Annotated in this window: 19 protein-coding genes and 1 pseudogene; 9 read left to right on the top strand and 11 right to left on the bottom strand. The window is 62.1% G+C overall.

Features of this window, described 5'->3' with window-relative positions:
- The first annotated feature begins 8 nt into the window (after positions 1 to 8).
- From EV679_RS16020 to EV679_RS16000, 5 genes are all read left to right on the top strand, one after another.
- A complete protein-coding gene (locus tag EV679_RS16020; RefSeq protein ID WP_130487752.1) occupies positions 9 to 1,271 on the top strand; it encodes an MFS transporter in 1,263 nt (420 codons plus the stop codon).
- Positions 1,272 to 1,432: 161 nt separating this feature from the next.
- Entirely contained in the window at positions 1,433 to 2,467 is a 1,035-nt protein-coding gene (locus EV679_RS16015) for an efflux RND transporter periplasmic adaptor subunit (RefSeq protein WP_165390073.1), read from the top strand.
- Entirely contained in the window at positions 2,464 to 5,550 is a 3,087-nt protein-coding gene (locus tag EV679_RS16010; RefSeq protein WP_130487750.1) for an efflux RND transporter permease subunit, read from the top strand. The genes EV679_RS16015 and EV679_RS16010 overlap by 4 nt, the downstream gene beginning before the upstream one ends.
- 138 nt (positions 5,551 to 5,688) lie before the next feature.
- A complete protein-coding gene (locus tag EV679_RS16005; RefSeq protein ID WP_130487749.1) occupies positions 5,689 to 6,390 on the top strand; it encodes an aspartate/glutamate racemase family protein in 702 nt (233 codons plus the stop codon).
- Positions 6,387 to 6,680 carry a hypothetical protein gene (locus EV679_RS16000; protein WP_130487748.1) on the top strand — a complete coding sequence of 98 codons (294 nt, stop codon included), beginning with the start codon at positions 6,387 to 6,389 and terminating at the stop codon, positions 6,678 to 6,680. The genes EV679_RS16005 and EV679_RS16000 overlap by 4 nt, the downstream gene beginning before the upstream one ends.
- A gap of 290 nt (positions 6,681 to 6,970) precedes the next feature.
- On the opposite strand, the gene EV679_RS17740 is transcribed toward EV679_RS16000, so the two are convergent.
- From EV679_RS17740 to EV679_RS15975, 5 genes are all read right to left on the bottom strand, one after another.
- Positions 6,971 to 7,630, bottom strand: coding sequence for a hypothetical protein (locus tag EV679_RS17740; protein WP_207224951.1), 660 nt, complete (start codon positions 7,628 to 7,630; stop codon positions 6,971 to 6,973).
- Positions 7,631 to 7,665: 35 nt separating this feature from the next.
- A complete protein-coding gene (locus tag EV679_RS15990) occupies positions 7,666 to 8,196 on the bottom strand; it encodes a RidA family protein (protein WP_242611511.1) in 531 nt (176 codons plus the stop codon).
- Positions 8,193 to 9,344 carry an MFS transporter gene (locus EV679_RS15985; protein WP_130487747.1) on the bottom strand — a complete coding sequence of 384 codons (1,152 nt, stop codon included), beginning with the start codon at positions 9,342 to 9,344 and terminating at the stop codon, positions 8,193 to 8,195. Before EV679_RS15985 ends, EV679_RS15990 begins: the two co-directional genes overlap by 4 nt.
- A gap of 71 nt (positions 9,345 to 9,415) precedes the next feature.
- On the bottom strand, positions 9,416 to 9,817 hold the full coding sequence (locus tag EV679_RS15980; protein WP_130487746.1) for a MerR family transcriptional regulator: 402 nt from the start codon (positions 9,815 to 9,817) through the stop codon (positions 9,416 to 9,418).
- A 72-nt stretch (positions 9,818 to 9,889) separates the two neighbouring features.
- Complete coding sequence (locus EV679_RS15975) at positions 9,890 to 10,846, bottom strand: LysR family transcriptional regulator (RefSeq protein ID WP_130487745.1); 957 nt, start codon at positions 10,844 to 10,846, stop codon at positions 9,890 to 9,892.
- Between the two features lie 102 nt (positions 10,847 to 10,948).
- On the opposite strand from EV679_RS15975, the gene EV679_RS15970 reads away from it, so the two are divergent.
- Positions 10,949 to 11,875, top strand: a complete 927-nt coding sequence (locus tag EV679_RS15970; protein WP_130487744.1) for a pyridoxal-phosphate dependent enzyme — start codon at positions 10,949 to 10,951, stop codon at positions 11,873 to 11,875.
- Positions 11,876 to 11,978: 103 nt separating this feature from the next.
- Here EV679_RS15970 and EV679_RS15965 read toward each other — a convergent pair whose 3' ends face one another.
- Both EV679_RS15965 and EV679_RS17670 read right to left on the bottom strand, forming a co-directional pair.
- Complete coding sequence (locus tag EV679_RS15965; RefSeq protein ID WP_130487743.1) at positions 11,979 to 12,731, bottom strand: maleate cis-trans isomerase family protein; 753 nt, start codon at positions 12,729 to 12,731, stop codon at positions 11,979 to 11,981.
- Positions 12,732 to 12,854: 123 nt separating this feature from the next.
- Positions 12,855 to 13,001 carry a hypothetical protein gene (locus EV679_RS17670; RefSeq protein WP_165390072.1) on the bottom strand — a complete coding sequence of 49 codons (147 nt, stop codon included), beginning with the start codon at positions 12,999 to 13,001 and terminating at the stop codon, positions 12,855 to 12,857.
- On the opposite strand from EV679_RS17670, the gene EV679_RS15960 reads away from it, so the two are divergent.
- Positions 13,002 to 13,637: a YbhB/YbcL family Raf kinase inhibitor-like protein gene (locus tag EV679_RS15960; RefSeq protein ID WP_130487742.1), complete on the top strand. Its 636-nt coding sequence runs from the start codon at positions 13,002 to 13,004 to the stop codon at positions 13,635 to 13,637. It begins immediately after the preceding gene.
- A gap of 3 nt (positions 13,638 to 13,640) precedes the next feature.
- The gene (locus EV679_RS15955; RefSeq protein ID WP_242611510.1) at positions 13,641 to 14,531 is read left to right on the top strand and encodes a helix-turn-helix transcriptional regulator; all 891 of its coding nucleotides are present in this window, start codon (positions 13,641 to 13,643) and stop codon (positions 14,529 to 14,531) included.
- Positions 14,532 to 14,655: 124 nt separating this feature from the next.
- Here EV679_RS15955 and EV679_RS15950 read toward each other — a convergent pair whose 3' ends face one another.
- Positions 14,656 to 15,669 carry a zinc-binding alcohol dehydrogenase family protein gene (locus EV679_RS15950; RefSeq protein ID WP_130487741.1) on the bottom strand — a complete coding sequence of 338 codons (1,014 nt, stop codon included), beginning with the start codon at positions 15,667 to 15,669 and terminating at the stop codon, positions 14,656 to 14,658.
- A 111-nt stretch (positions 15,670 to 15,780) separates the two neighbouring features.
- On the opposite strand from EV679_RS15950, the pseudogene EV679_RS15945 reads away from it, so the two are divergent.
- Positions 15,781 to 16,107: pseudogene (locus tag EV679_RS15945) on the top strand (winged helix-turn-helix transcriptional regulator); the annotation flags it as partial.
- Positions 16,108 to 16,133: 26 nt separating this feature from the next.
- Here EV679_RS15945 and EV679_RS15940 read toward each other — a convergent pair.
- From EV679_RS15940 to EV679_RS15925, 3 genes are all read right to left on the bottom strand, one after another.
- Positions 16,134 to 18,080 (bottom strand): relaxase/mobilization nuclease domain-containing protein, encoded by a 1,947-nt coding sequence (locus EV679_RS15940; RefSeq protein WP_130487739.1) that lies wholly within the window; start codon positions 18,078 to 18,080, stop codon positions 16,134 to 16,136.
- A 436-nt stretch (positions 18,081 to 18,516) separates the two neighbouring features.
- Complete coding sequence (locus EV679_RS15930; protein ID WP_130487737.1) at positions 18,517 to 19,116, bottom strand: S26 family signal peptidase; 600 nt, start codon at positions 19,114 to 19,116, stop codon at positions 18,517 to 18,519.
- Entirely contained in the window at positions 19,113 to 19,658 is a 546-nt protein-coding gene (locus EV679_RS15925) for a DUF2840 domain-containing protein (protein ID WP_130487736.1), read from the bottom strand. Before EV679_RS15925 ends, EV679_RS15930 begins: the two co-directional genes overlap by 4 nt.
- Between the last annotated feature and the right edge of the window lie 49 nt (positions 19,659 to 19,707).

The raw sequence follows: 19,707 nt of genomic DNA, 5'->3' as shown, positions 1-19,707 counted from the left end.
CATACGCCATGAGCCTGCTCCCCAAGCGCCGTCGTGCGCCCATGCTGGGCGTGATCGCCGCCAGCGGCAGTTCGCTGTTCGGCAACAGCGTGGCAGCGGTCGCGCTGCCCTGGCTGGTGCTGGACATGACCGGCAGTGCAGCCTGGACAGGCGTGGCCGCTGCTGCCGGTATGCTGCCGCTGATCCTCGGATCGTTTTTTGGCGGTGCGCTGATCGACCGCTTCGGTGCCCGTCCGGTGGCGGTCAGTGCCGATCTGGTCAGTGCTGCCAGCATGGCGCTGATCGTCTGGTTGGCGGGCCACCAATGGCTTGGGCTGACGACCCTGCTGGCCTTGATTGCGCTTGGCGCATTGTTTGATGGCCCAGGGATGACTGCGCAGGAGTCGCGCTATCCCGAACTGGCGCGACTGGCCCGTATGCCGCTGGAGCGTGCCACAGCACTGAACAAGCTGGTTGGCAGTATGGCCAATATCGTGGCACCGGCAGCGGCGGGCCTGGGTATTGCACTGTTCGGACCGGAACGGACCTTGCTTCTGACAGCCGGATGCTCGCTGATGGCAGCGGTGCTGGATCGGTTGTCCCTACCGGGCCGACGCGTGCGCCGCATCAGCCAGGACACCAGCCGATCCGCCGACGTGCTGGCTGGCGCGCGTTTCCTGCTGGGCGATCCCTCGCTGCGCAGCCTGCTGCTGCTCGGCACTGCCGTGGTCGGCCTGTTCGGTGCGCTCGATGCGATCGTGATGCCGGTACGCATCCGCGAGGCTGGGTTGGCGGCCAGCTCACTGGGCTGGTTCCTGGCAGCAGCCGGTAGCGGTGCAATTGTCGGCGCACTGGCCTTTGCCCGCTTCGGTCCGCGGCTGGGGCTGCGCCGCATCGTGCTGGCCTGTCTTGCGCTGGAGGTTATGGCGTTCTGCCTGCTCACCTTAGCCAATGACGAAGGCCTGCGGCTACTGGCCGGCGTGCTGGCTGGTCTGGGCTCCGGCCCACTCAACCCCTTGCTGACCACCGTTCTGCTGCGGCGCGCGCCAGTCGCCATCCGCAGCCGGGTACTTGGTGCTTCGACCGCCGCCGCGCTGGTTGCCACGCCTTTGGCAGTACTGCTGGCCGGTGGTGCCATCGACCTGACCGGCAGCCGTCCGGTGCTCGCGGCGATGGCCCTTGTTGCCATTGCCTTGCTTGTCGCAGCCGCATGGCTACCCGGACTGCGCGGGTTGGACAACCTGACCCACGTATCCGCTTCCGACTCTCCCTTATCCAGATCACGCCGATGACACTCCTAACCGCTGAATGCTCTCCCCCAACTGGTCGCCCATTTCGCACATGGTCGTTAAAGCTTGCCGTCTTGGCGATACTTGTCCTCGCTATCTGGTGGCTCTGGCCTGGCACCACGGATGCACCTGTCAGCGAACCACCGTTGCAGGTGAGCACAGCGGTGGCAGCCCCGGTCTCGGTGACGCCCACGCTACGCCTGAGCGGCACGCTGGTAGCGCGGGATGACATCGCTATCGGCACCGCCTTGCAGGACCTGCGCATAGCCGAGGTGCATGTGGAGGTGGGCGAACAGGTGCGCCAGGGTCAATTGCTGGCGCGGCTGGAAACCATCCATGTGCAGATGCAGTTGCAACAGGCGGAGGCGGCATTGTCGCGGGCACGAGCAGTGTTGCGCGAGCAACAGGCACAGGAAGCAGAGGCCCGCACCACGTTGGCGCGCATCGAACCACTGGCGCGCTCAGGCGCGGTCAGTACGCAACAGGTCGATGAACAACGTGCGCGGGCCACCTCCGCCGCTGCCAATCTGCAGGCGGCGCGTGCCGATGTGCAGCAGGCCCAGGCGCAGGTCGTGGACCAGCACAACCAGCGCGGCAAAGCCGACATACTCGCCCCTGTCGATGGCGTGGTGTCATCGCGCAACGCACGTGTCGGCGCATTGGCTGGTTCCGCCCCCCTGTTCCGCCTGATCGGCGATGGCGAGATCGAACTCGATGCCGACGCCACGGCAACCGATCTCTCCCGGCTTGCCATCGGCATGACCGTCAAGGTACATGTGGGCGACGCGGCGGATGACCTCAATGGCACGGTACGGCTGATCACCCCGGAACTCGATACGCGCACGCGCCTGGGGCGCATCCGTGTTGCTCTCGATCAGTCAGACAGCAGGACGCAACGACTGCATGCCGGTAGCCATGCCGAAGCCTACTTCAGCTTGCCTGTGCAAGTCTTCCCTGTGGCGGTTCCGGCACGGGCCGTCACGATCACAGCCGAGGGCCAATCCAGCGTGATGCAGGTCGATGAGCACGGCCGTGTCGTGCGACGTGTGATTACACCAGGTCGCCGCCATGGCGACCTGCTGGAAGTCGTTGCTGGGCTAGCGCCGGGCGAGCACGTGGTGCGCGAATCCATCGCTTTTGTGCGCGAAGGCGACGTGGTGCGAATGGCCAACGGCACTGAGAACGGATACACGCCATGAGCTTCCAGTTGTCCTCTTGGGCGATTCGCCGTCCGATCCCGACCATCGTATTGTTTCTGGTGTTGTCGATCGCCGGATGGATGGCCTTCGTCAAGCTGCCGGTCAATGCCAATCCGCAAGTGACCTTTCCCATCGTCACCGTCTCCATCGCCCAGCCCGGCGCAGCGCCAAGCGAACTGGAAAACGCCGTCACGCGTCGGGTGGAGGCTGCCGTGGCCGGGTTGGCGGGCATTCGTCACCTGAGTTCGACGATGAGCGATGGGTTGTCGCAGACCACGGTGGAATTCCAGCTCGGCATCAACCCAGATCGCGCAACCAACGACGTGCGCGATGCTGTGACACAGATCCGCTCCAACTTGCCTCAAGGTATCCTGGAGCCAGTAATCGCACGGGTGGATGTCGAAGGCGGTGCGTTGTTCCATTACGCGGTACGTGCCCCGGCCAAAAGCCTGCCGGAGTTGTCGTGGTTCATTGACGATACGGTCAGCCGCGCCTTGTTGGCAGCCCCCGGTGTACAGCAAGTTCAACGTCTGGGAGGCATCGGACGAGAGGTGCGCGTCGCGTTGCTGCCCGAGCGACTGGAAGCGCTTGGCATCACGGCAGGACAGGTCAATACGCAACTGGCACAGTCCAACATTGACGTGCCTGGTGGTCGCGCCACGCTCGATGGGCGCGAGCGGGCTATCCGTGCCCTGGGCAGCGCCACCAGTGTGGAAACCCTGGCCGACCGCCCGATTGCATTGCCGGATGGACGTTGGGCGCGACTGTCGGATTTGGCAAAGGTCACTGACGGCGGTGCCGAGCCGCGCACCCGTGCCCGACTCGATGGCGAGGAAGTGGTAGGTTTTGCGGTGTTCCGCACACGAGGCTCCAGTGACACCGTCGTCGCAGCAGGCGTGGAAGCAGCGATCAGTACGTTGCAACGCACACACCCCGATGTGCGTATCGAGCAAGTCTCCAACACCGTGGACTACACCCGATCCAGCTATCGCGCTGCGATGACCACGCTGATCGAAGGCGCGCTGCTGACCGTGCTGGTGGTGCTCCTGTTCCTACGCAGTTGGCGTGCCACGTTGGTCGCCGCTATCGCCTTGCCGCTGTCGATCCTGCCGACCTTCGTGGTCATGGCCTGGCTGGGCTACACCTTGAACAGCATCACCTTGCTGGGGCTGACACTGGTGATCGGCATTCTGGTGGACGATGCCATCGTCGAGATCGAGAACATCGAGCGTCACCTGGACAGGGGCAAGCGCCCGTTCCAGGCCGCCATCGACGGTGCTGACTCCATTGGTTTCGCGGTGATCGCGATCACCGCGACTATCGTGGCCGTTTTCCTCCCTGTCAGCTTCATCGGCGGCACCATCGGCCAGTACTTCAGCCAGTTTGGCGTCACAGTCTCTGTCGCGGTGCTGGCCTCAATGCTGGTGGCTCGGTTGGGCACACCGCTGCTGGCAGCGTACCTGCTCAAGCCCAAGGCCGAACACACAGACCATCCCACACAATCCGCCGGTGGCTTGATGAAGCGCTATTTGCGCCTATTGGACTGGGCGTTGCAGCACCGCCGTACGACGGTGCTGGCCGGTGCCGCGTTCCTGACGATCTCGCTGGCGTTGGTACCACTCCTGCCGACAGGATTCCTGCCGGTCAATGACCGCAGCCTGGTGCAACTGGACGTGACATTGCCGCCAGGCACGCCACTGGCCGAAACCGATGTCCGTCTGCAAGCGCTGGCTGACACCATCGCACAACGTGCTGAAGTGGCCGCGATCTTCGCCACCGCTGGCGGTGACGACGTGGCGCAAGGATCGTTGCTGATCAAGCTGGTGTCACCGCGTGAGCGCAAGCTGGATCAAAAAGCCTTCGAGCAGGCCTTGCGTCGTGAACTGGCGAACGTTGCCGACCTGCGATTGGCCGTGCGCGGTGAAACCGCCGCGCGCGAAATCTCGGTAATTCTCGTCGGCGAGGCCCCCGACACGCTAACAGAAGCCGCTCACGCGCTGCGTCGCCAGATGCAAGGAGTCCCCGGCATTGCCAACGTGCAGGTCAACGAGCCGCTGCTGCGCCCAGAACTGCGAATCGAGCCGCGTATGGACGAAGCCGCGCGCGCCAACATCCCGCCGCTGGCCATTGGCGACACACTGCGCATTGCTACCGTGGGCGATCTCGATGCCAATTCGGCCCGTTTCAACTTCGCCGACCGGCAGGTGCCGGTGCGCGTAGCACTGGCCGAATCTGCGCGCGACGATCTCGACACCCTGCGCCGCCTACGTGTAGCAGCGGATGACGGGAGTACCGTGCCGCTGCATGCGGTCGCCGATCTGCGCTTTGCCGACGGACCATCGCGCATCGAGCGCTTTGACCGCCAGCGCCGCGTCTCGGTGGACGCCGACCTGATGGCAGGCACCACACTGGGTGAGGCACTGGCCGCCATCAACGCCTTGCCAGCGCTGCGCGAACTTCCCGACGGCGTCCGTGAGGTCGAGTACGGTGATGCCGAGTACATGGCCGAAATGTTCGACAAATTCAGCATCGCCATGGGTTTTGGCGTGCTGATGGTGTTCGCGGTGCTGGTGCTGCTGTTCCGTGACTTCCTGCAGCCAATCACGATCCTCACTGCGCTGCCGCTGTCGCTCGGCGGTGCAATCGGCGGACTGCTGCTGTACGGCGCAGCGCTCGACCTGCCGGCGGTGATCGGTATTCTGATGCTGATGGGTATCGTCACCAAGAACTCGATCCTGCTGGTGGACTTCGTGATCGACAAGCGCCGCCACGGCATGCCGCGTGCGCAGGCACTGCTGCAATCAGGTGCCGAACGCGCCCGGCCGATCGTCATGACCACCATCGCGATGGCCGCAGGCATGGTGCCCGCCGTGTTCGCCAGCGGTGCCGACGCGGGATTTCGTGCACCGATGGCCATTGCCGTGATTGGCGGACTGGTTACGTCAACACTGCTCAGCCTGGTGTTCGTGCCAGTGGTCTATTCGTTGATGGACGACCTGCGTCAGTGGTGCGCACCGCGACTGGCAAAGATGACCTCGGTGACGGCCGAAGACAGAGAGGCTGCCGATGCCGCATCGGCCTGAACATACGACGAGTCATCCGTGACCACATATCGAAAGCAATTCTCGCAGGCAAGCGGGACTACCATTGCTAAGCAATGGAAGGGGTAGTTGATGGTCAACACCGCTTCCGTCAATTCAAGACCGTTCGCAAGGAACCATATGAAGACACTAGGCCTGATCGGCGGGATGAGCTGGGAATCCACCGTCCCCTACTATCGGCACATCAACCAGACCATCCAGCAGCGCATGGGCGGGCTGCATTCGGCGCGCATCGTGCTTTGGAGCGTGGACTTCCATGAGATCGAGCAGTTGCAGCACGCTGGCCAGTGGGATGCTGCTGGCGCGATGCTGGCCGAGGCCGCGCAGCGGCTGGAAGACGCCGGTGCCGAGGCGCTGGTGCTGTGCACCAACACCATGCACAAGGTGGCCGCGCAGATCGAGGCCGCCACGCGTATCCCGCTGCTGCACATTGCCGACCCCACCGCTAGTGCCATCCGCGCCGCGGGGCTGGAGCGCGTCGGGCTGCTCGGCACCCGTTTCACGATGGAGCAGGAGTTCTACCGCGCCCGGCTGCTGGATCAACATGGCCTGCACGTGCTGGTGCCCGACGAGGCCGACCGCGCCACCGTGCACCGCGTGATCTATGACGAGCTGTGCCAAGGCCAAGTCCGAGATGCATCGCGCCAAGCCTATTTAGAAGTGATTGAGCGGCTGATGCAGCAAGGCGCGCAAGGCATCATCCTGGGCTGCACCGAAATCTCCCTGCTGATCGAGCCGCAGCACGTGCGCGTGCAACTGTTCGACACCACAGCGCTGCATGCCACCCATGCGGCTAATTGGGCTTTGGATTCAATGCCATGAGCGCAACGGATGATTCTGCAGTCGATCTAGATCTGAGCGACATGACCCAAGCGCAACTGATCGCTGAAGTAAGAAAACTGCGTGCTGGCATCCGCGCCCATCGCGATTGTTCCGGCCACGACCTGTGCTGGTATCACCCGCATCTGTGGGCGCTGCTGCCTGAGCAAGTCGAGCCGCAGCCTGTTGTTCCCGACTGGCCGCAATTCATGCGCGGCTGCGTCAGGTACCGGGCGTCACTGGATGCGCAGCTTCCCGATGCTAAGCGCAGTGAAAAAGAGTTCGGTGAGTGACCAGCCGCTATCGCGGCCTTGCAAGAACATCCGCGCTATGGCGTTTTCCGGCCACAACGGCTCATGACGTTGCACATTCACACTCTCAGCATTAAATCTCAAGCCCTCGGCCAGCGCTCTGGTCGTCGTGCCTGGTTAAAGCTGGAGAACTTGCAGTCACCGCTATCCGTTGATAAATGCTCTTCGCCAATTGTGCGCATCACGAAACTGCCATAAGCGATGTGCTTGCGGCAGTTTCAAAGCCATCCACCCTGACCTGGCACGTGGTCGTCTTTCAAAAGCGCTACAAATTACTGAGCTTGCGCCTTGAGCCAGCTATCGTGCAGCCACTTCTCGGTCTTGCGATGGCCGGGGAACGTGATCCACACGATATCGCGCTCGAACACCATCGGCTTCTCGTCAGCACCGACAATCACCCAGAACCAGCGGCCATCTGCCAGGTTGCGGGCCTTGACCTTCATGCCGGTCAGCGTGACGGTTTCCTCTTTGCCGTTGCGCTGCACGCGAATCGGCTCATCATGCGGGTCGATCCAACTGATTTTCATGCGTGGCAACAGATCGGGCGCAGTCTCCTGCAGGAACGCCCGAGCGATCTGCTCACTGCGTTCGCGTGATGGCAGCGGCTTGCCCACCAGATCCAGAGACATATTGGCAAAGCCCTTGAGCGTGCCGTCTGCCGCCACCACCGTGCTGAAATGTTCTCCTTCCAGGCCTGCATTGCGTCCGTCCTGGCGTTCATAGCGAGTCAGGGTGGCGGCTTCGCCATCGACCTCGACACTGCGCTGCTTGACCTGGCGATGCGTGGCAGGCACGAATCGGGTTGCGGTTGGGGATTCAGTCATGGGAATGGTCTCCTGAGTGGATGAGGTGGATTGCGCAGATGCCACGGCACCGGCAAGAAAGGCGATGGATAATGCGGCGGCGACAGCCGTGGATAAGGTTCGGGTCATGATGGAATTCCTTTGCATCAACAAGACAATGGGGTTCAGGCATCCGGAGGCAGGATGGCCACAGCATCCACCTCCACCCGGACATCGGGGTGGAACAGTTCCGCAACGCCAATCAAGGCGCTGGCGGGTGGGTGCTCGGGGTCGATGAAACGATCGCGCGCGCGTCGAATCACGGGCAGTTGATCCGCCTGGAAATCACGCACATAGATCGTGATGCGCGCCAAATTGCGCGATGAGGCGCCAGCGGCCGCCAGGGTGGCATCCAGATTCCTGAACACCTGATCCAACTGCTGTTCCAGATCGGGCGGCAGCACCTGCCCGTCGGCTGTCATCGGCACATGGCCCGACAGATACATGGTTCTGCCGTGTTCGACGACGACTGCCTGGGAAATGCCGGGGATGACGGCACCGGCAGGGTTGATCGGACGAAGCATGGCTTGGGCATGCGTCATGGAAGTCTCCTTGTCTGAGTCGGGGTTGGGAGTCTGGGCATGCGCAGTGGCCAAGGCATTTGCAGCCAACAGCCCCAGCGCCGCCAAGGTGGCGCGGCGTGGAAAGAGGTTCATCGGTTCTCCTTTGGATGAGGGATTCGGGCTGTCGGCCAGCCGCCGACAATGACAGCCGCGCCAATAAGCGCCGCAGCAGGAACCAGCAGCAGAACGGGCCAACCTTGCGCGGCCAGCACAGCGGCAATGGGCGGCGCGACACTCGCCCCCATGAACAGCGCGAAGGTGTAGCGCGACATGGCGCGCGCCCGAGTCTCAGGGCTCGACCGACTTGCCAGCGTGCCGATCAGACCCGGCACAGCCAGCGCAATACCGGCAGACAGCAGCACGCTGGCCACCATCAGCGCCCCAAACTGACCAGACCAACCTGCCAGCAACCCTGTCGCCGCCAGAATCAAACCAAGGCGTACCGTCGCCAGCGTGCCAATGCGCCGTACCAGTCCCGCCGCCGCAATACTGAGCAGCAGAGGCGGCAGACCTGCCAGACGCAGGGCTTGCAGAGCAGCGGCCTCCAGGCCCATGGCTTGCGCCCCAGCGTGAAAGGTGACGAAACCAAACAGCACCGTCGTAGCGGCCAGCCACACGCCCAGCAATGCCGGTGGCGACGCTTGCGATGCTGACTGCATCGGCGTCAGGACAGGTTCCGATGTGGTGGGTGACGGCAGCGGCAGTGTCTGCGACAGACCCGCTGCCAGGAGGACATACGCCAGCGCAAGCGCCGCCATCATGATGGGCAGACCAAAGCCTGCGGACTGCGCCGCAAGAAACTGCGCCAATGGCGCGGAAGCCAGGAAAGCAAAACTCAATAACGAAATGCCCAGCGGCCGCCGTGCGGGCGGCAAGGCTTCCGCCACCAGGGCCAGCGCAGCCGGCGGAAAGCTTGCGGCCAGCAAGCCTTGCACGGCGCGAGTTCCCAGCAGCATGGTGAAACTCGTGGCACAGGCCACCAGTACGCTGGCAGCAGCCGTTGCCAGCAACCCGGCCAGCAGCACACGGCGGCGGCCCAGGCGATCGGACAAACGCCCCAACAGCAGAAAGCCAGCGGCATAGGCAAAGCCAAAGGCACTGCCCGCCCAACTGGCCTGCGCCGCCGAGACCTGCCAGCGCTGCCCCAGATCAGCCGCCAGCGGGATCGTGACATAGAGCTGCCCAACCACCAGCACAGCGCCGGTCATCAATAGCAGCAAGGTGATCGTTGGATGCCTCACAAAATAAACCTTACGTTAAGTGTAGATTTAAGATAAAAAAAGGACGACACACAGCCGCCCCTTCCGAATGCTCAGACTTGTTTGCGCGCCGCTTCGATCAAGCCCTTCATGCGGGCGATATTGGATTCCAGATCACGCTCGAAACTGCGCAAGTCACCCAGCTTGCTGCGAGTAGCCTGCAACTGGGTTTCCAGCAACTTCAACACCTGCTCCTTGCCTTTGATGCCGCTAGGGTCTTCAAAGTACAACTCGATGACCTGGCCGATTTCATCCAGGCTCAAGCCCAGGTTCTTCAACGCAGCGATCTTCTCCAGTCGCTGCACCGCCTGCTCGTCGTAGTAGCGGTAGCCCACGCCCTCGCGCTCGGCCGGACGCAGCAGGCCGATCCGCTCGTAATAGTGGATGGTGCGATGACTGACGCCCGCGCGCTGGGCAAGCTCGCCAATCTGCAACAAGGCGTTGGATGCAGACATGCAGAATATAAACCTGACGTTTAGTGTAGATTGAATTGTAGGGAAGCCTATACAAAGCGTCAAGCTGGATCTTCAGCCCTCTGCTTCCGGCGTCTCATACAGCATGGTCAACCTCGGCTCGCGTGCCAGTTGTTCGGCCAAAAACGCAATCAGCACCTTCAATTTGGGTTCCAGGTGGCGCGTGGGCGGGTACAGCAGCCAGGCCTGGCCGCTGTAGTGCGTCTTGAATACCCAGTCTGGCAACACTTGCACGATCAAGCCTTGCGCCAATGCGTGCCGTGCCGTGAAGTATGGCAGGCTACCGATGCCGATGTGGTTGAGCACGGCATCGAGACGCACCCCGGTGTGGTTCGCCGCGTAGCGTCCCCGCACCTGCACACTGACTGACTTGCCTTCACGCATGAACTTCCAGCGGGCATCGCCCGGCGACTCGCCCAGATAGATGCAGCTATGGTCTTTCAGCTCGTGCGGATGTTGCGGTGTGCCATGTTCCTCCAGATAGCGTGGCGTCGCGCACAGCATATGGTCGATGGGCAACAACGGCCGCCCCATCATGCCCGGCGGCGGTTGGTCGGTAATGCGAATTGCCAGGTCGATCTGCTCGTCGATCAGGTCAAGCTGACGATCATCCAGGCGGATCTGCACATCTACCTTGGGATAGCGTGCCAGAAAATCTGGCATGTGCGGATGAATGACGAAACGTCCGACCGCTTTGGGCACGCTCAGGCGCACCAGGCCACGCGGCTCATCGTCGAAACGCCCGGAACTGGCCAGCACCGCCTGCGCGGCCTGCACCATGTCTAGGCACATGGCATGCACTTCTTGACCGCTTTCGCTCAGGCGCAGCTTGCGTGTCGTGCGTTGCAGCAAGCGCGTGCCCAGGGCTTTCTCCAGCCGCGCCACCGCCCGGCTGGTGGCCGATGGGGTGCTGCCAAGCTGGCGTGCCGCCTCGGAAAAACTACCAGTCTCCACTACCTTGGTGAAGACCGCCATTTCCTCCATCAGCATGGCATTCAGATTTGTGCTCATGACGCAAAGATTATTTGAAATTTATGTGGATTATCGCATTACATTTATTTTTCTACACTCTCTGTACGCACTACCGTTTATTGCTTTTAAGGCTTACCCCGCATGCCGCTGCATATCGAAACCCCGCTGATTGAATCCGACTGCCTGAGTGACATCTCTGGCCGCAACATCTGGCTCAAACTCGATGCCTTACAGCCTCCCGGATCGTTCAAGATCCGTGGCATCGGTGCGGCATGTGAAGCCCATGCACGCCAAGGCAAGCGCCGTTTCATTTCTTCATCTGGCGGCAATGCTGGCATTGCCGTGGCCTATGCAGGTCGCAAGCTGGCTATCCCTGTCGTGGTCGTGGTGCCGGAAACCACCACCGAACGCGCCCGTGCGTTGATCCGTGCGCAAGGCGCGGAATTGATCGTGCATGGCTCAGCCTGGCACGAGGCCAACGCGCTGGCGCAATCCATGCTGGGCGAGGACGATGCCTTCTTGCACCCGTTCGACGATGCGCTGCTCTGGCAAGGTCACGCCAGCTTGGTGGATGAAGTGGCAAGCGCAGGCGTGAAGCCCGATGCCATTGTGTTATCGGTAGGCGGCGGCGGGCTGTTCTGCGGCATCGTGGAAGGCTTGCAGCGCAATGGCTGGGCGGATGTGCCCGTCATCACTGCGGAAACAATCGGTGCTGATGCGTTGGCGCGCTCAATCGCGGCCAATGAGCGCATCGCACTGGACGCCATCACCAGTATCGCCACGTCACTGGGCGCCAGGCAGGTATGCGAGCAGGCATTCACCTTGGCCGGGCAGCATCCTGTCCATTCAGTCGTCGTCAGTGATGAGGCCGCGCTAAACGCCTGCACCCGCTTTCTGGACGATCATCGAATGCTGGTGGAACCGGCCTGCGGTGCAAGCCTGGCCGTGGCCTATGACCGACATGAGGTGTTGGACAGCTTCGGCAATGTGTTGGTGGTGGTCTGCGGTGGTGTAACGGCCGACGTGGCACAACTAGAAAAATGGCGGGAAAGCATCGCTAGGGAATGAATACGCCCGCCAGAAATCCGATGGTAAGTTTAAGTCCTGCGCACACAGGACTTAGTGACACGCCAGCTCGTAACACAGGAGCCTTCCGCGAGATTCAACGCAATCAAAACCGTCCAGAAAGCAGATACCCCGCATTGGGCACTCGCGCCGCCAAGCCCAACGTCTTGAGGATTTGGTAGGTCGTTGCTCCAGCAGCCGACAGCACAGGCTTGCCCAGCATATCTTCAACGCGCTGGATCGCCGCCAGCGAAGGCATCTGCACGCAAGCCGAAAGAACCACGGCATCCGCCTCACTTGTATCCAGACGCTTGACGTGTTCGAGCAGGCTCATGGGAGCGATCCGGCCGACAGCCAGATTATCGGACACCTCCAGGCTGACAGAATCCGTCACACGGATGGCTTCGCTCTCGATGTATGCGGCGACCTGCTGTGTCAACGGCTTCGTGTAGGGCGTCAGGATCGCCACCTTATCGAAGCCCATGATCTTGATGCTGTCACACAGTGCGCCAGCCGAACTGATAATCGGCGTGGGCGCCTTGTTTTCCTCTGTGGCTTTGCCAAGACGCGCTTCGGATTGTCGATGGTAGCCAGGCCCCTGGCACATGATCGCCACAAGGCAGGCGTATGCCAGCACGTCACAGCGTGCATCGCTCAATTCCTGCGCGCAGCGATCACTTTGGCTATCCATCGCTTTCAATTCGTCGGGGGTGACGTGCATCATCCGCATACGAGCGGCATGGAACGTAAAACCCTCCTGCGGAAAATCCCCCTGCCTTGCATTAAGCATGGCGGGGATTTCTGTTTCCATTGTCGTGTTGGAGCTCGGCACGATCTGGCCGATTCGATATGTTTTCATAGTGGCTTCGTCCAAAGTACGAGGTATCAAGAGTCGCGATGCATACATGCCTGACCCGAAACAGGCCCGGTACGGCCATGCGTGCAGCGTCTGAAATTTAACTCCCGTCACTCATAAAACAACTCAAATTAGATCAATTTGATTGGCAATGTGAAATAATTGATTGGATATGATGTTTTCCAAGAATTCCTGCGCCCCTAGAATGGCCATCAGTTGTGCACAGGTCGGCACAACATCGCCTTTTCCATCACCCACAGGACGAAACCTCATATGCAACTCATCAGTCACAGCTTCAAAGACGGCCAGTCGATTCCTGGCGAATTTGCTTTCGCAGTGCCAGACGCTGCCCAGCACATTGCGCTGTCGTCGAACCGCAATCCACATCTTGCCTGGAGCGATGTTCCAGCAGGTACCCGGTCATTGGTCATCGTGTGCCACGACCCTGATGTGCCAAGTCGCGCCGATGATGTGAATCAGGAAGGCCGTGAAGTGCCGACTGATCTGCCGCGAATCGACTTCTTTCACTGGCTGCTACTCGACATTCCCGTCAGCACCACGGAGATCGAAGCCGGCACGCATTCGAACGGCGTCACGCCGCGCGGCAAGCCCGGCCCCGATGCCGACGCAGGCTTGCGCCATGGCATCAATGACTACACCACCTGGTTTGCCAGTGACGAACAAATGAAGGGTGACTACCATGGCTATGATGGCCCCTGCCCGCCTTGGAATGACACGCGCGTTCACCGCTACATATTCACTATTTATGCATTGGCTGTACCCGCGCTTGAGGTGGATGGGCCACTGACTGGCGAAAGCGTGCGTGCGGCACTGGCCGCCGCCCCGGTGCTGGGACAAGCCAGCCTGACCGGCTTGTACAGCCTCAACCCATCCGTGCCGCTTGATTGACCTGTGCGCCAGCAAAAATTAGCCACGGCAGAGCCTCGGCAAACCATCACCACACCAGCACAAGCTGAGGCTCGCCTGCACTGGCCGCTGCCATCCGGCACACCCGTGCTCCGGCGCGGCTTGTGCGCGCTGGCGCAACCCGTTCTGACGCGAGTTCAGCGCACACCGCGTTTTCTGTTCCATGATGCCACCGTCCTGCTGGTCGCTGCGGGGCGGCTCGACCTGGATGATGGTATCCACCCGCTCAGGATTGACGCACAAGCGTCGGTGCTGCTTGTCGATCCTGGCACATGCGCTGATTTGGTGAAAACGCCAGATAGCCGCGAGAAACGCTTCAGATCCATCTTCCTGACGCTCTCGGCAGCTTTGCTTGAGGCATTTCAGCGCAATCACTCCACTCGGCCGCCGGATAACGCTAGCCCGGCGCCTTATCGGCTGGCATCACTGGACGACGACCTCGAATCGACGTTTCACCGGGTACTCGAAAGTGTGGACACCAAGCGCGTCAGCGACGAACGGCTTCAGTGTCGGCTGATGGATTTCCTCCTTGCGCTTGCCGAACGAGGCCATGCGTTCAAGGACGCCAAACAGAGCGGAATTGCCGGGCGCTTGCGCACCTTGATTGGCGAGGCACCAGATCAAAACTGGACAGCGCACGAGGCAGGCCGTGCGCTAGCGATGAGCGAGGCGACATTGCGGCGGCGTCTTGCAGGTGAACGTGTGGGTTTCGAGGATATTCTGATCGACACGCGCATGCACCATGCCCTGATGTTGCTCCAGACAACATCCTGGAGCATTCCACACATCGCGCAGGCCTGCGGATACCAGTCACGTGCACGTTTCTCCGACCGATTCCGCGCACGTTTTGGTTGCCTGCCGTCCGCCGTTCGCTGACAGTCATCGGCTTTGTTGGGTGCATGCCCAGAACATGGCGGACTTACCGCCATGGATCACCCACACTGCCTTCCAACCTCCCGCAATACATTACCGCCGCGCACAGTGGCGACACCACAAACATTCACCAACCGGACAGCACGATCTTTCCGATCGCACTTCCTCTTTCCAGCAGTTCATGAGCGACACGCAGGTTCTGCGCATTGATCGGCCCCAGCGTTTGCTTGCGGGTAGTAACGATCCTTCCCTGCGCGGCAAGTTCCGCCACTGTTTGCAGGATGGCTTGTTGATGGGCGATATCAGCGGTTTGCAACAGAGAGCGCGTGAACATGAATTCCCAGTGGATCGACAGACTCTTGCGTTTGAGCGAAACAATGTCGAGTGACTTGGGATTGTCAATCAGCGCAATGCGGCCTTGAGGAGCGATCAGTTCCACGATATCGGAGAGATAGTGGTCGGTGTGGGTGGTGGAAAACACGAAAGCCGGTGCGCCAATACCCAGGGCTTCAACCTGCGGAGCCAGCGGCTGGCGATGGTCGATGACATGGTGAGCACCAAGCTGCCTGACCCATTCCACCGTTTCAGGACGTGAAGCGGTGGCGATGACGGTCAGGCCAGTCAAAGCCCGCGCCAACTGGATGGTCATGGAACCCACGCCGCCCGCGCCACCCACAACCAGGATGGCATTGGCAGCGCCCATCACAGGGTGTTCAACCTTCAGGCGGTCAAATAGAGTTTCCCAAGCAGTAAGGGCCGTCAGCGGCAGAGCCGCCGCATCCTCAGCACTGAAATTGCTCGGCACATGGGCGGCAATCCGCGCATCCACTGCCTGTCGCTCGGCATAGCAGCCAGGCCGGTCAATAGCACCCGCATAAAACACTTGGTCGCCCGGTTTGAAGCCCGAGACACGCGCGCCAACCGCACGCACGTGGCCCACGGCATCCCAACCCAGGATGCGCCAAGTACCCGACGCAGGCTGGGCGGAAGCCCGCACCTTTGTATCAGCCGGATTGACCGCGATCGCCTGCACTTCGACCAGTAAATCCTGCTCACCGTACTCAGGACCGGGCAGGTCGAGTTCAACCAGGGATTGAGGGTCAGAAATTGGCAGGGGTTGATTGAAACCAATGGCTTTCATGTTGCACTCCTTTCAGTGGATAATGAGAGCCATTTTTTCCTGTATTGATTATTTACGTAAGAACGCACATTCTTTGTACATAGTGTCAAAAAATATACTGTGAGATTGAAAATGGCCCGTATTCCTCACGCATCCTTTGATTGCGCCACCGGCTGTACAGTGGAAGCCACGCTCAACCTGATTGGCGGCAAGTGGAAAGGCGTCATCCTCTACCGCCTGCTGACTGGCGAAGTGCTGCGTTTCAACGAACTGCGAAGGCTGCTGCCCAACATCACCCAGCGCATGCTGACCAACCAGTTGCGCGAGTTGGAGGGTGACGGCCTGATTGCTCGCAAGATCTATCCCGAAGTCCCCCCAAAGGTTGAATATCGGCTGACGGACTATGGGCAGACACTGGCTCCGGTCATCCATGCGCTGAAGGCATGGGGTGACGCGCATATCGAAATTCAGGCCGCACAGGAAAATTAGCCTACGGTTGGCCCTCTTTGCCGTCCAATTTCCCAAGACACACCGCCGCTGTGTACTGTCGCGGCGATCTGCTGTCCCAGCTTTTGCTCGATCACTGGCTTCCACGGCACCAGGCTGAACCCCATGCCGTCATCAAGCATGGCGTAGCGCCCACTGGCGAGCATAACTGAGCGCCGGTAGATACCGGCGACGCGCTGCCCGTCGGCCACCGGGCGATGCTCAAGGCCGGTTTCCGCCGCCACCTCCTTCGCGGCCTGCGCCAGTTCTCGGTTTCGCAGCGTGCTTAGCAGGTTGCGCGCCAGGATGACGCGCTGCCCGCGCCGCTCGGCCAGCCCCTGTTCTTCAAGAAAATCGGCACGCTGCTCCAAGGCTTGCTTGGCGTCACCACCAAAGCCCAGGTCGCCCAGCCCCTTGCCGCCGCCGATCAACTGCTGATCCAGCCAGGTCGCGCCGATGAGGCGGGCCTGCCGCTCAATGGACAGGTGCGATTTCAGTTCCACGGCAACGCCGCCCAGGCGCTGCGCGTCGTACTGGCGGCCACGCTCGGCCAGGTCGTCCGACACCTTCCATAGCCCTTCGGCCACGCGCTCCACGATGCCTGCCCGGCGCAGGGCTTCCAGCCGCCGCACGTGAGCGGCGACAACCTCCTGCGGGTCGCGTCCGGGCTTGGCCCGGCCCTGTTCGATGGCCAGGTGATGATCGGTGCGGTACAGGCCATCGCTCGCCAGCGCGGCGATGTTCTTGTCAGCCGCACGCACCTCGGCAGAACCTCGCACCTCCACCACGGCACCGGTCGGGTACTGTTCCAGCTCGGTCTTGGGTGGCAAGGCGACGTAGTGGGCTTTGCCGTCGATGCCATCGACAACCAAATAGCCCTTGTCGTACAGCTCATCGGCCATGCCTTTGCCAGCCACGCGGCCCACGATGGTTCTGGCGTCCTCGCCTGGTTGGAATACCGCCAGTTCCCGCTGCTGCCCGCTCATGGCACGCTGCATGGTGCGGATGATGTCTCCACGCTCGCCCATGGCCCGCAAGGTGCTTTCCGCTTCGGCATGAACGACCCATACGCCGGTCTGCATTTCGGTGGCCAGCCCCATGCGCTGCAAGCGTTGCAGGCGACCGATCAGCAACAGACGCTGGCGCTTCAATCGGGGCTCAGTCTCCAGCCTTTCGGTGCGGATAAGTCCATCCACGGCTTCGCGCTGCAAGGTGCGATCCAGGCCTGTCCAGCGTTCCTGCTCGACTTGACGCTGCATGCCGCGCTGGATCTCCAGTTCGGTACGCGGCCCCAGCCATTCTGTCGCCAGCTCCGAAGCCCGCTCCCGCATACCCTGGCTGATGTAGTCGCGGGAGATGATGAGGTCTTTGCCAGTGTCATCCTTGCCGCGCAGGACGACATGGGTGTGGGGGTTGTCGGTGTTCCAGTGATCGACCGCGACCCATTCCAATCTGGTGCCCAGGTCGGCTTCCATACGCGCCATCAGGTGGCGGGTGTAGGTGCGCAAGTCATCAAGCGATTCGGCATCTTCGGGCGAAACGATGAAACGAAACTGGTGCCGATCCTCTCGCCCACGTTCCTCGAATGCAACCAGATCGGCCTCATCCGTCGTCGGGCCATAGGCTTTGCCGGGTTCGCCATCACGGCCGACGCCTTCGCGCTCGATATAGCGCAGGTGCGTACTGGTGGAACGCGCCCCGGCCTTGGCGAGATTCACCAGCCGGGTTTTGATGGTGACGCGCCGAGAATTGGCGGTCAGCGATGCGCCAGTGAAGCGTGCAGCGACATGGCCGCGCCCCAGTCGAGAACCTGGCCTGCCACCCGCCTTGGCGACTTTGGCACCGGCTTTGCTGGTCTGGCGCAGCACCTGGTTGATAAAGGCATCGCCACGCTGCCTAGGTGCGCCTGGCCGGATGCGGAAACGGTCATCGTCGTTGCGGCTCATACATCACCTCCATCGCAAGCCATCCAAGCCGAGCGTGGGTAGCACGCACCTTTCCGAATGCCGGCAAGGCATTGGCGATCTACGCGGCACCGTGCCGCGATCAGGCGCGTGCCGCGCCACCTCAATGTGCAGACACGGTTTTTGCGAAACGGAGTGCCGCAACCTTTTATCTTGCCTTCCGCCTTTGCCTTCCGCTGTCGCTCCAGGCACCGGCGGTCCGGCGGCGCTGCTGCGCGAGCAGCCAGCGCGCCAGCGAACGCGGCGACGGCGGCAGGCCGGGCGCGTTCGAGGCAAGACGCCTGCACATGGGAAGGCAGCGCGAAGTGCAGCGCGGATGCGCTCGCACTGCACGCGCGACAACAGCCGGAAAGCCACTGGATCGACACGCCCGATGGCACGAGAAGATGCACGGCAACGTGCAGCGAGTCGGCGGCCATCATGGGCGTGTCTCCAGCCATACCGGATGCGCGACGCCGATCACGGTGGATGCGCTGACCGGGCCGAAGTAGCGGCTGTCGAACGATGCCGGATTCGTCACGCTCAACAAGAACAGTTCGCCCTGTTCAAGGCGGCGGCAAAGCTGCAAGGACGGCAGCGGCCGACCTAGCCGGTCGGTCGGCAAAACGGCGGCCGCAGGCACGCCGTCGATGCGTACCTGACCGGCGACGATGCAGACGTGTTGCGGCGCGACAGCGCCCACACGTTTGAGCAGCGGCACGCGGGTCGGCAGGTAGGCGCGCTGAGCAGCCAGCATGGTGGCCCTGGCCGGCAGCGGCACCAGCACGATGCTGTTCACGGACAACGGATGTGGCAGCGAGGCGGTGCGCGGGTCGAACGGGTCGATGCGATACCAGCCGACCGCCACGCTGTCGGACGGGTTGTAGGTCAGACGCGGCAGGGGCGACACGAAAGCCGCCCAGGCCAGCGCAGCGAAGCCGATGGCGGCCAGTGTCGCCACGACGATGCGAGCGCGCAGGCGCGAGCGAGGACGCGGCGCCACGTCGGACGCGTTGGGTGTGGTGGTCGGGGCGGTCATGGCAGCACCTTCCCGGTCAGCCAGGCGGCGTGCCGCTCGGCGGTGTATTCGGGCAGCGGCGAACGCGCTGCAAGACGGTTGCCCAGCGTGCGCCAGTACGCGGGCGACACGTCGATGGCGGCGATGCCCAGCGCCTCGATGGCGTCGATGCGTTCCAGCACGGCGCGCACGTTGGCATCGCCTTCGGCATGCAGCAGCAGGCGCGCGCCCGGCTGCACGCCGGGAATGCGCTGCATGGCGTCCAGTGGCGTGCACGCCTGCATCACCATGAACTGCCAGCGGATCGTGCCGTAGTCGTTGGCCTGCCAGCGGATACGGCAGAGCATCGCGCCCGGCAGGAACACCACGCAGCGCCGCCAGCGGTCGAGCTGGAGCGTGCGCGCCGGTTCTCCGAAGCGCAGATAGAGCTTGAAACGGGCCTCGATGTAGGCCAGTGAAACGCACGTCAGCGGCACGTTGTCGGCCTGTCCGGCGAGTGCTGTGGAATGCGGCGGCAGCGCAGCCGTGGCCGCGCCAGCGGCAGGCGAAGCGGATGCGGTCATGGTGTGTTCTCCGGGGGAAACTCCCGCTCCAGCAGGCCGCGCAGCAGAT

This window comes from Kerstersia gyiorum (assembly GCF_004216755.1).
GTDB classification, from domain to species: Bacteria; Pseudomonadota; Gammaproteobacteria; order Burkholderiales; family Burkholderiaceae_B; genus Kerstersia; species Kerstersia gyiorum.
The sequence above is the reverse complement of the archived record's forward strand: the minus strand, read 5'-3'. Positions and strand labels throughout refer to the sequence as shown.

What these genes read in the sequence shown, in the direction of transcription:
- EV679_RS15980 (WP_130487746.1), bottom strand. Translation starts at nt 9,817, where the DNA reads ATGTCTGCATCCAACGCCTTGTTGCAGATTGGCGAGCTTGCCCAGCGC.
- EV679_RS15990 (WP_242611511.1), bottom strand. Translation starts at nt 8,196, where the DNA reads ATGAACCTCTTTCCACGCCGCGCCACCTTGGCGGCGCTGGGGCTGTTG.
- EV679_RS17670 (WP_165390072.1), bottom strand. Translation starts at nt 13,001, where the DNA reads ATGAGGTTTCGTCCTGTGGGTGATGGAAAAGGCGATGTTGTGCCGACC.
- EV679_RS16000 (WP_130487748.1), top strand. Translation starts at nt 6,387, where the DNA reads ATGAGCGCAACGGATGATTCTGCAGTCGATCTAGATCTGAGCGACATG.
- EV679_RS17740 (WP_207224951.1), bottom strand. Translation starts at nt 7,630, where the DNA reads ATGACCCGAACCTTATCCACGGCTGTCGCCGCCGCATTATCCATCGCC.
- EV679_RS16005 (WP_130487749.1), top strand. Translation starts at nt 5,689, where the DNA reads ATGAAGACACTAGGCCTGATCGGCGGGATGAGCTGGGAATCCACCGTC.
- EV679_RS15950 (WP_130487741.1), bottom strand. Translation starts at nt 15,669, where the DNA reads ATGAAAGCCATTGGTTTCAATCAACCCCTGCCAATTTCTGACCCTCAA.
- EV679_RS15970 (WP_130487744.1), top strand. Translation starts at nt 10,949, where the DNA reads ATGCCGCTGCATATCGAAACCCCGCTGATTGAATCCGACTGCCTGAGT.
- EV679_RS16010 (WP_130487750.1), top strand. Translation starts at nt 2,464, where the DNA reads ATGAGCTTCCAGTTGTCCTCTTGGGCGATTCGCCGTCCGATCCCGACC.
- EV679_RS16020 (WP_130487752.1), top strand. Translation starts at nt 9, where the DNA reads ATGAGCCTGCTCCCCAAGCGCCGTCGTGCGCCCATGCTGGGCGTGATC.
- EV679_RS15925 (WP_130487736.1), bottom strand. Translation starts at nt 19,658, where the DNA reads ATGACCGCATCCGCTTCGCCTGCCGCTGGCGCGGCCACGGCTGCGCTG.
- EV679_RS15940 (WP_130487739.1), bottom strand. Translation starts at nt 18,080, where the DNA reads ATGAGCCGCAACGACGATGACCGTTTCCGCATCCGGCCAGGCGCACCT.
- EV679_RS15930 (WP_130487737.1), bottom strand. Translation starts at nt 19,116, where the DNA reads ATGACCGCCCCGACCACCACACCCAACGCGTCCGACGTGGCGCCGCGT.
- EV679_RS15960 (WP_130487742.1), top strand. Translation starts at nt 13,002, where the DNA reads ATGCAACTCATCAGTCACAGCTTCAAAGACGGCCAGTCGATTCCTGGC.
- EV679_RS15965 (WP_130487743.1), bottom strand. Translation starts at nt 12,731, where the DNA reads ATGAAAACATATCGAATCGGCCAGATCGTGCCGAGCTCCAACACGACA.
- EV679_RS15975 (WP_130487745.1), bottom strand. Translation starts at nt 10,846, where the DNA reads ATGAGCACAAATCTGAATGCCATGCTGATGGAGGAAATGGCGGTCTTC.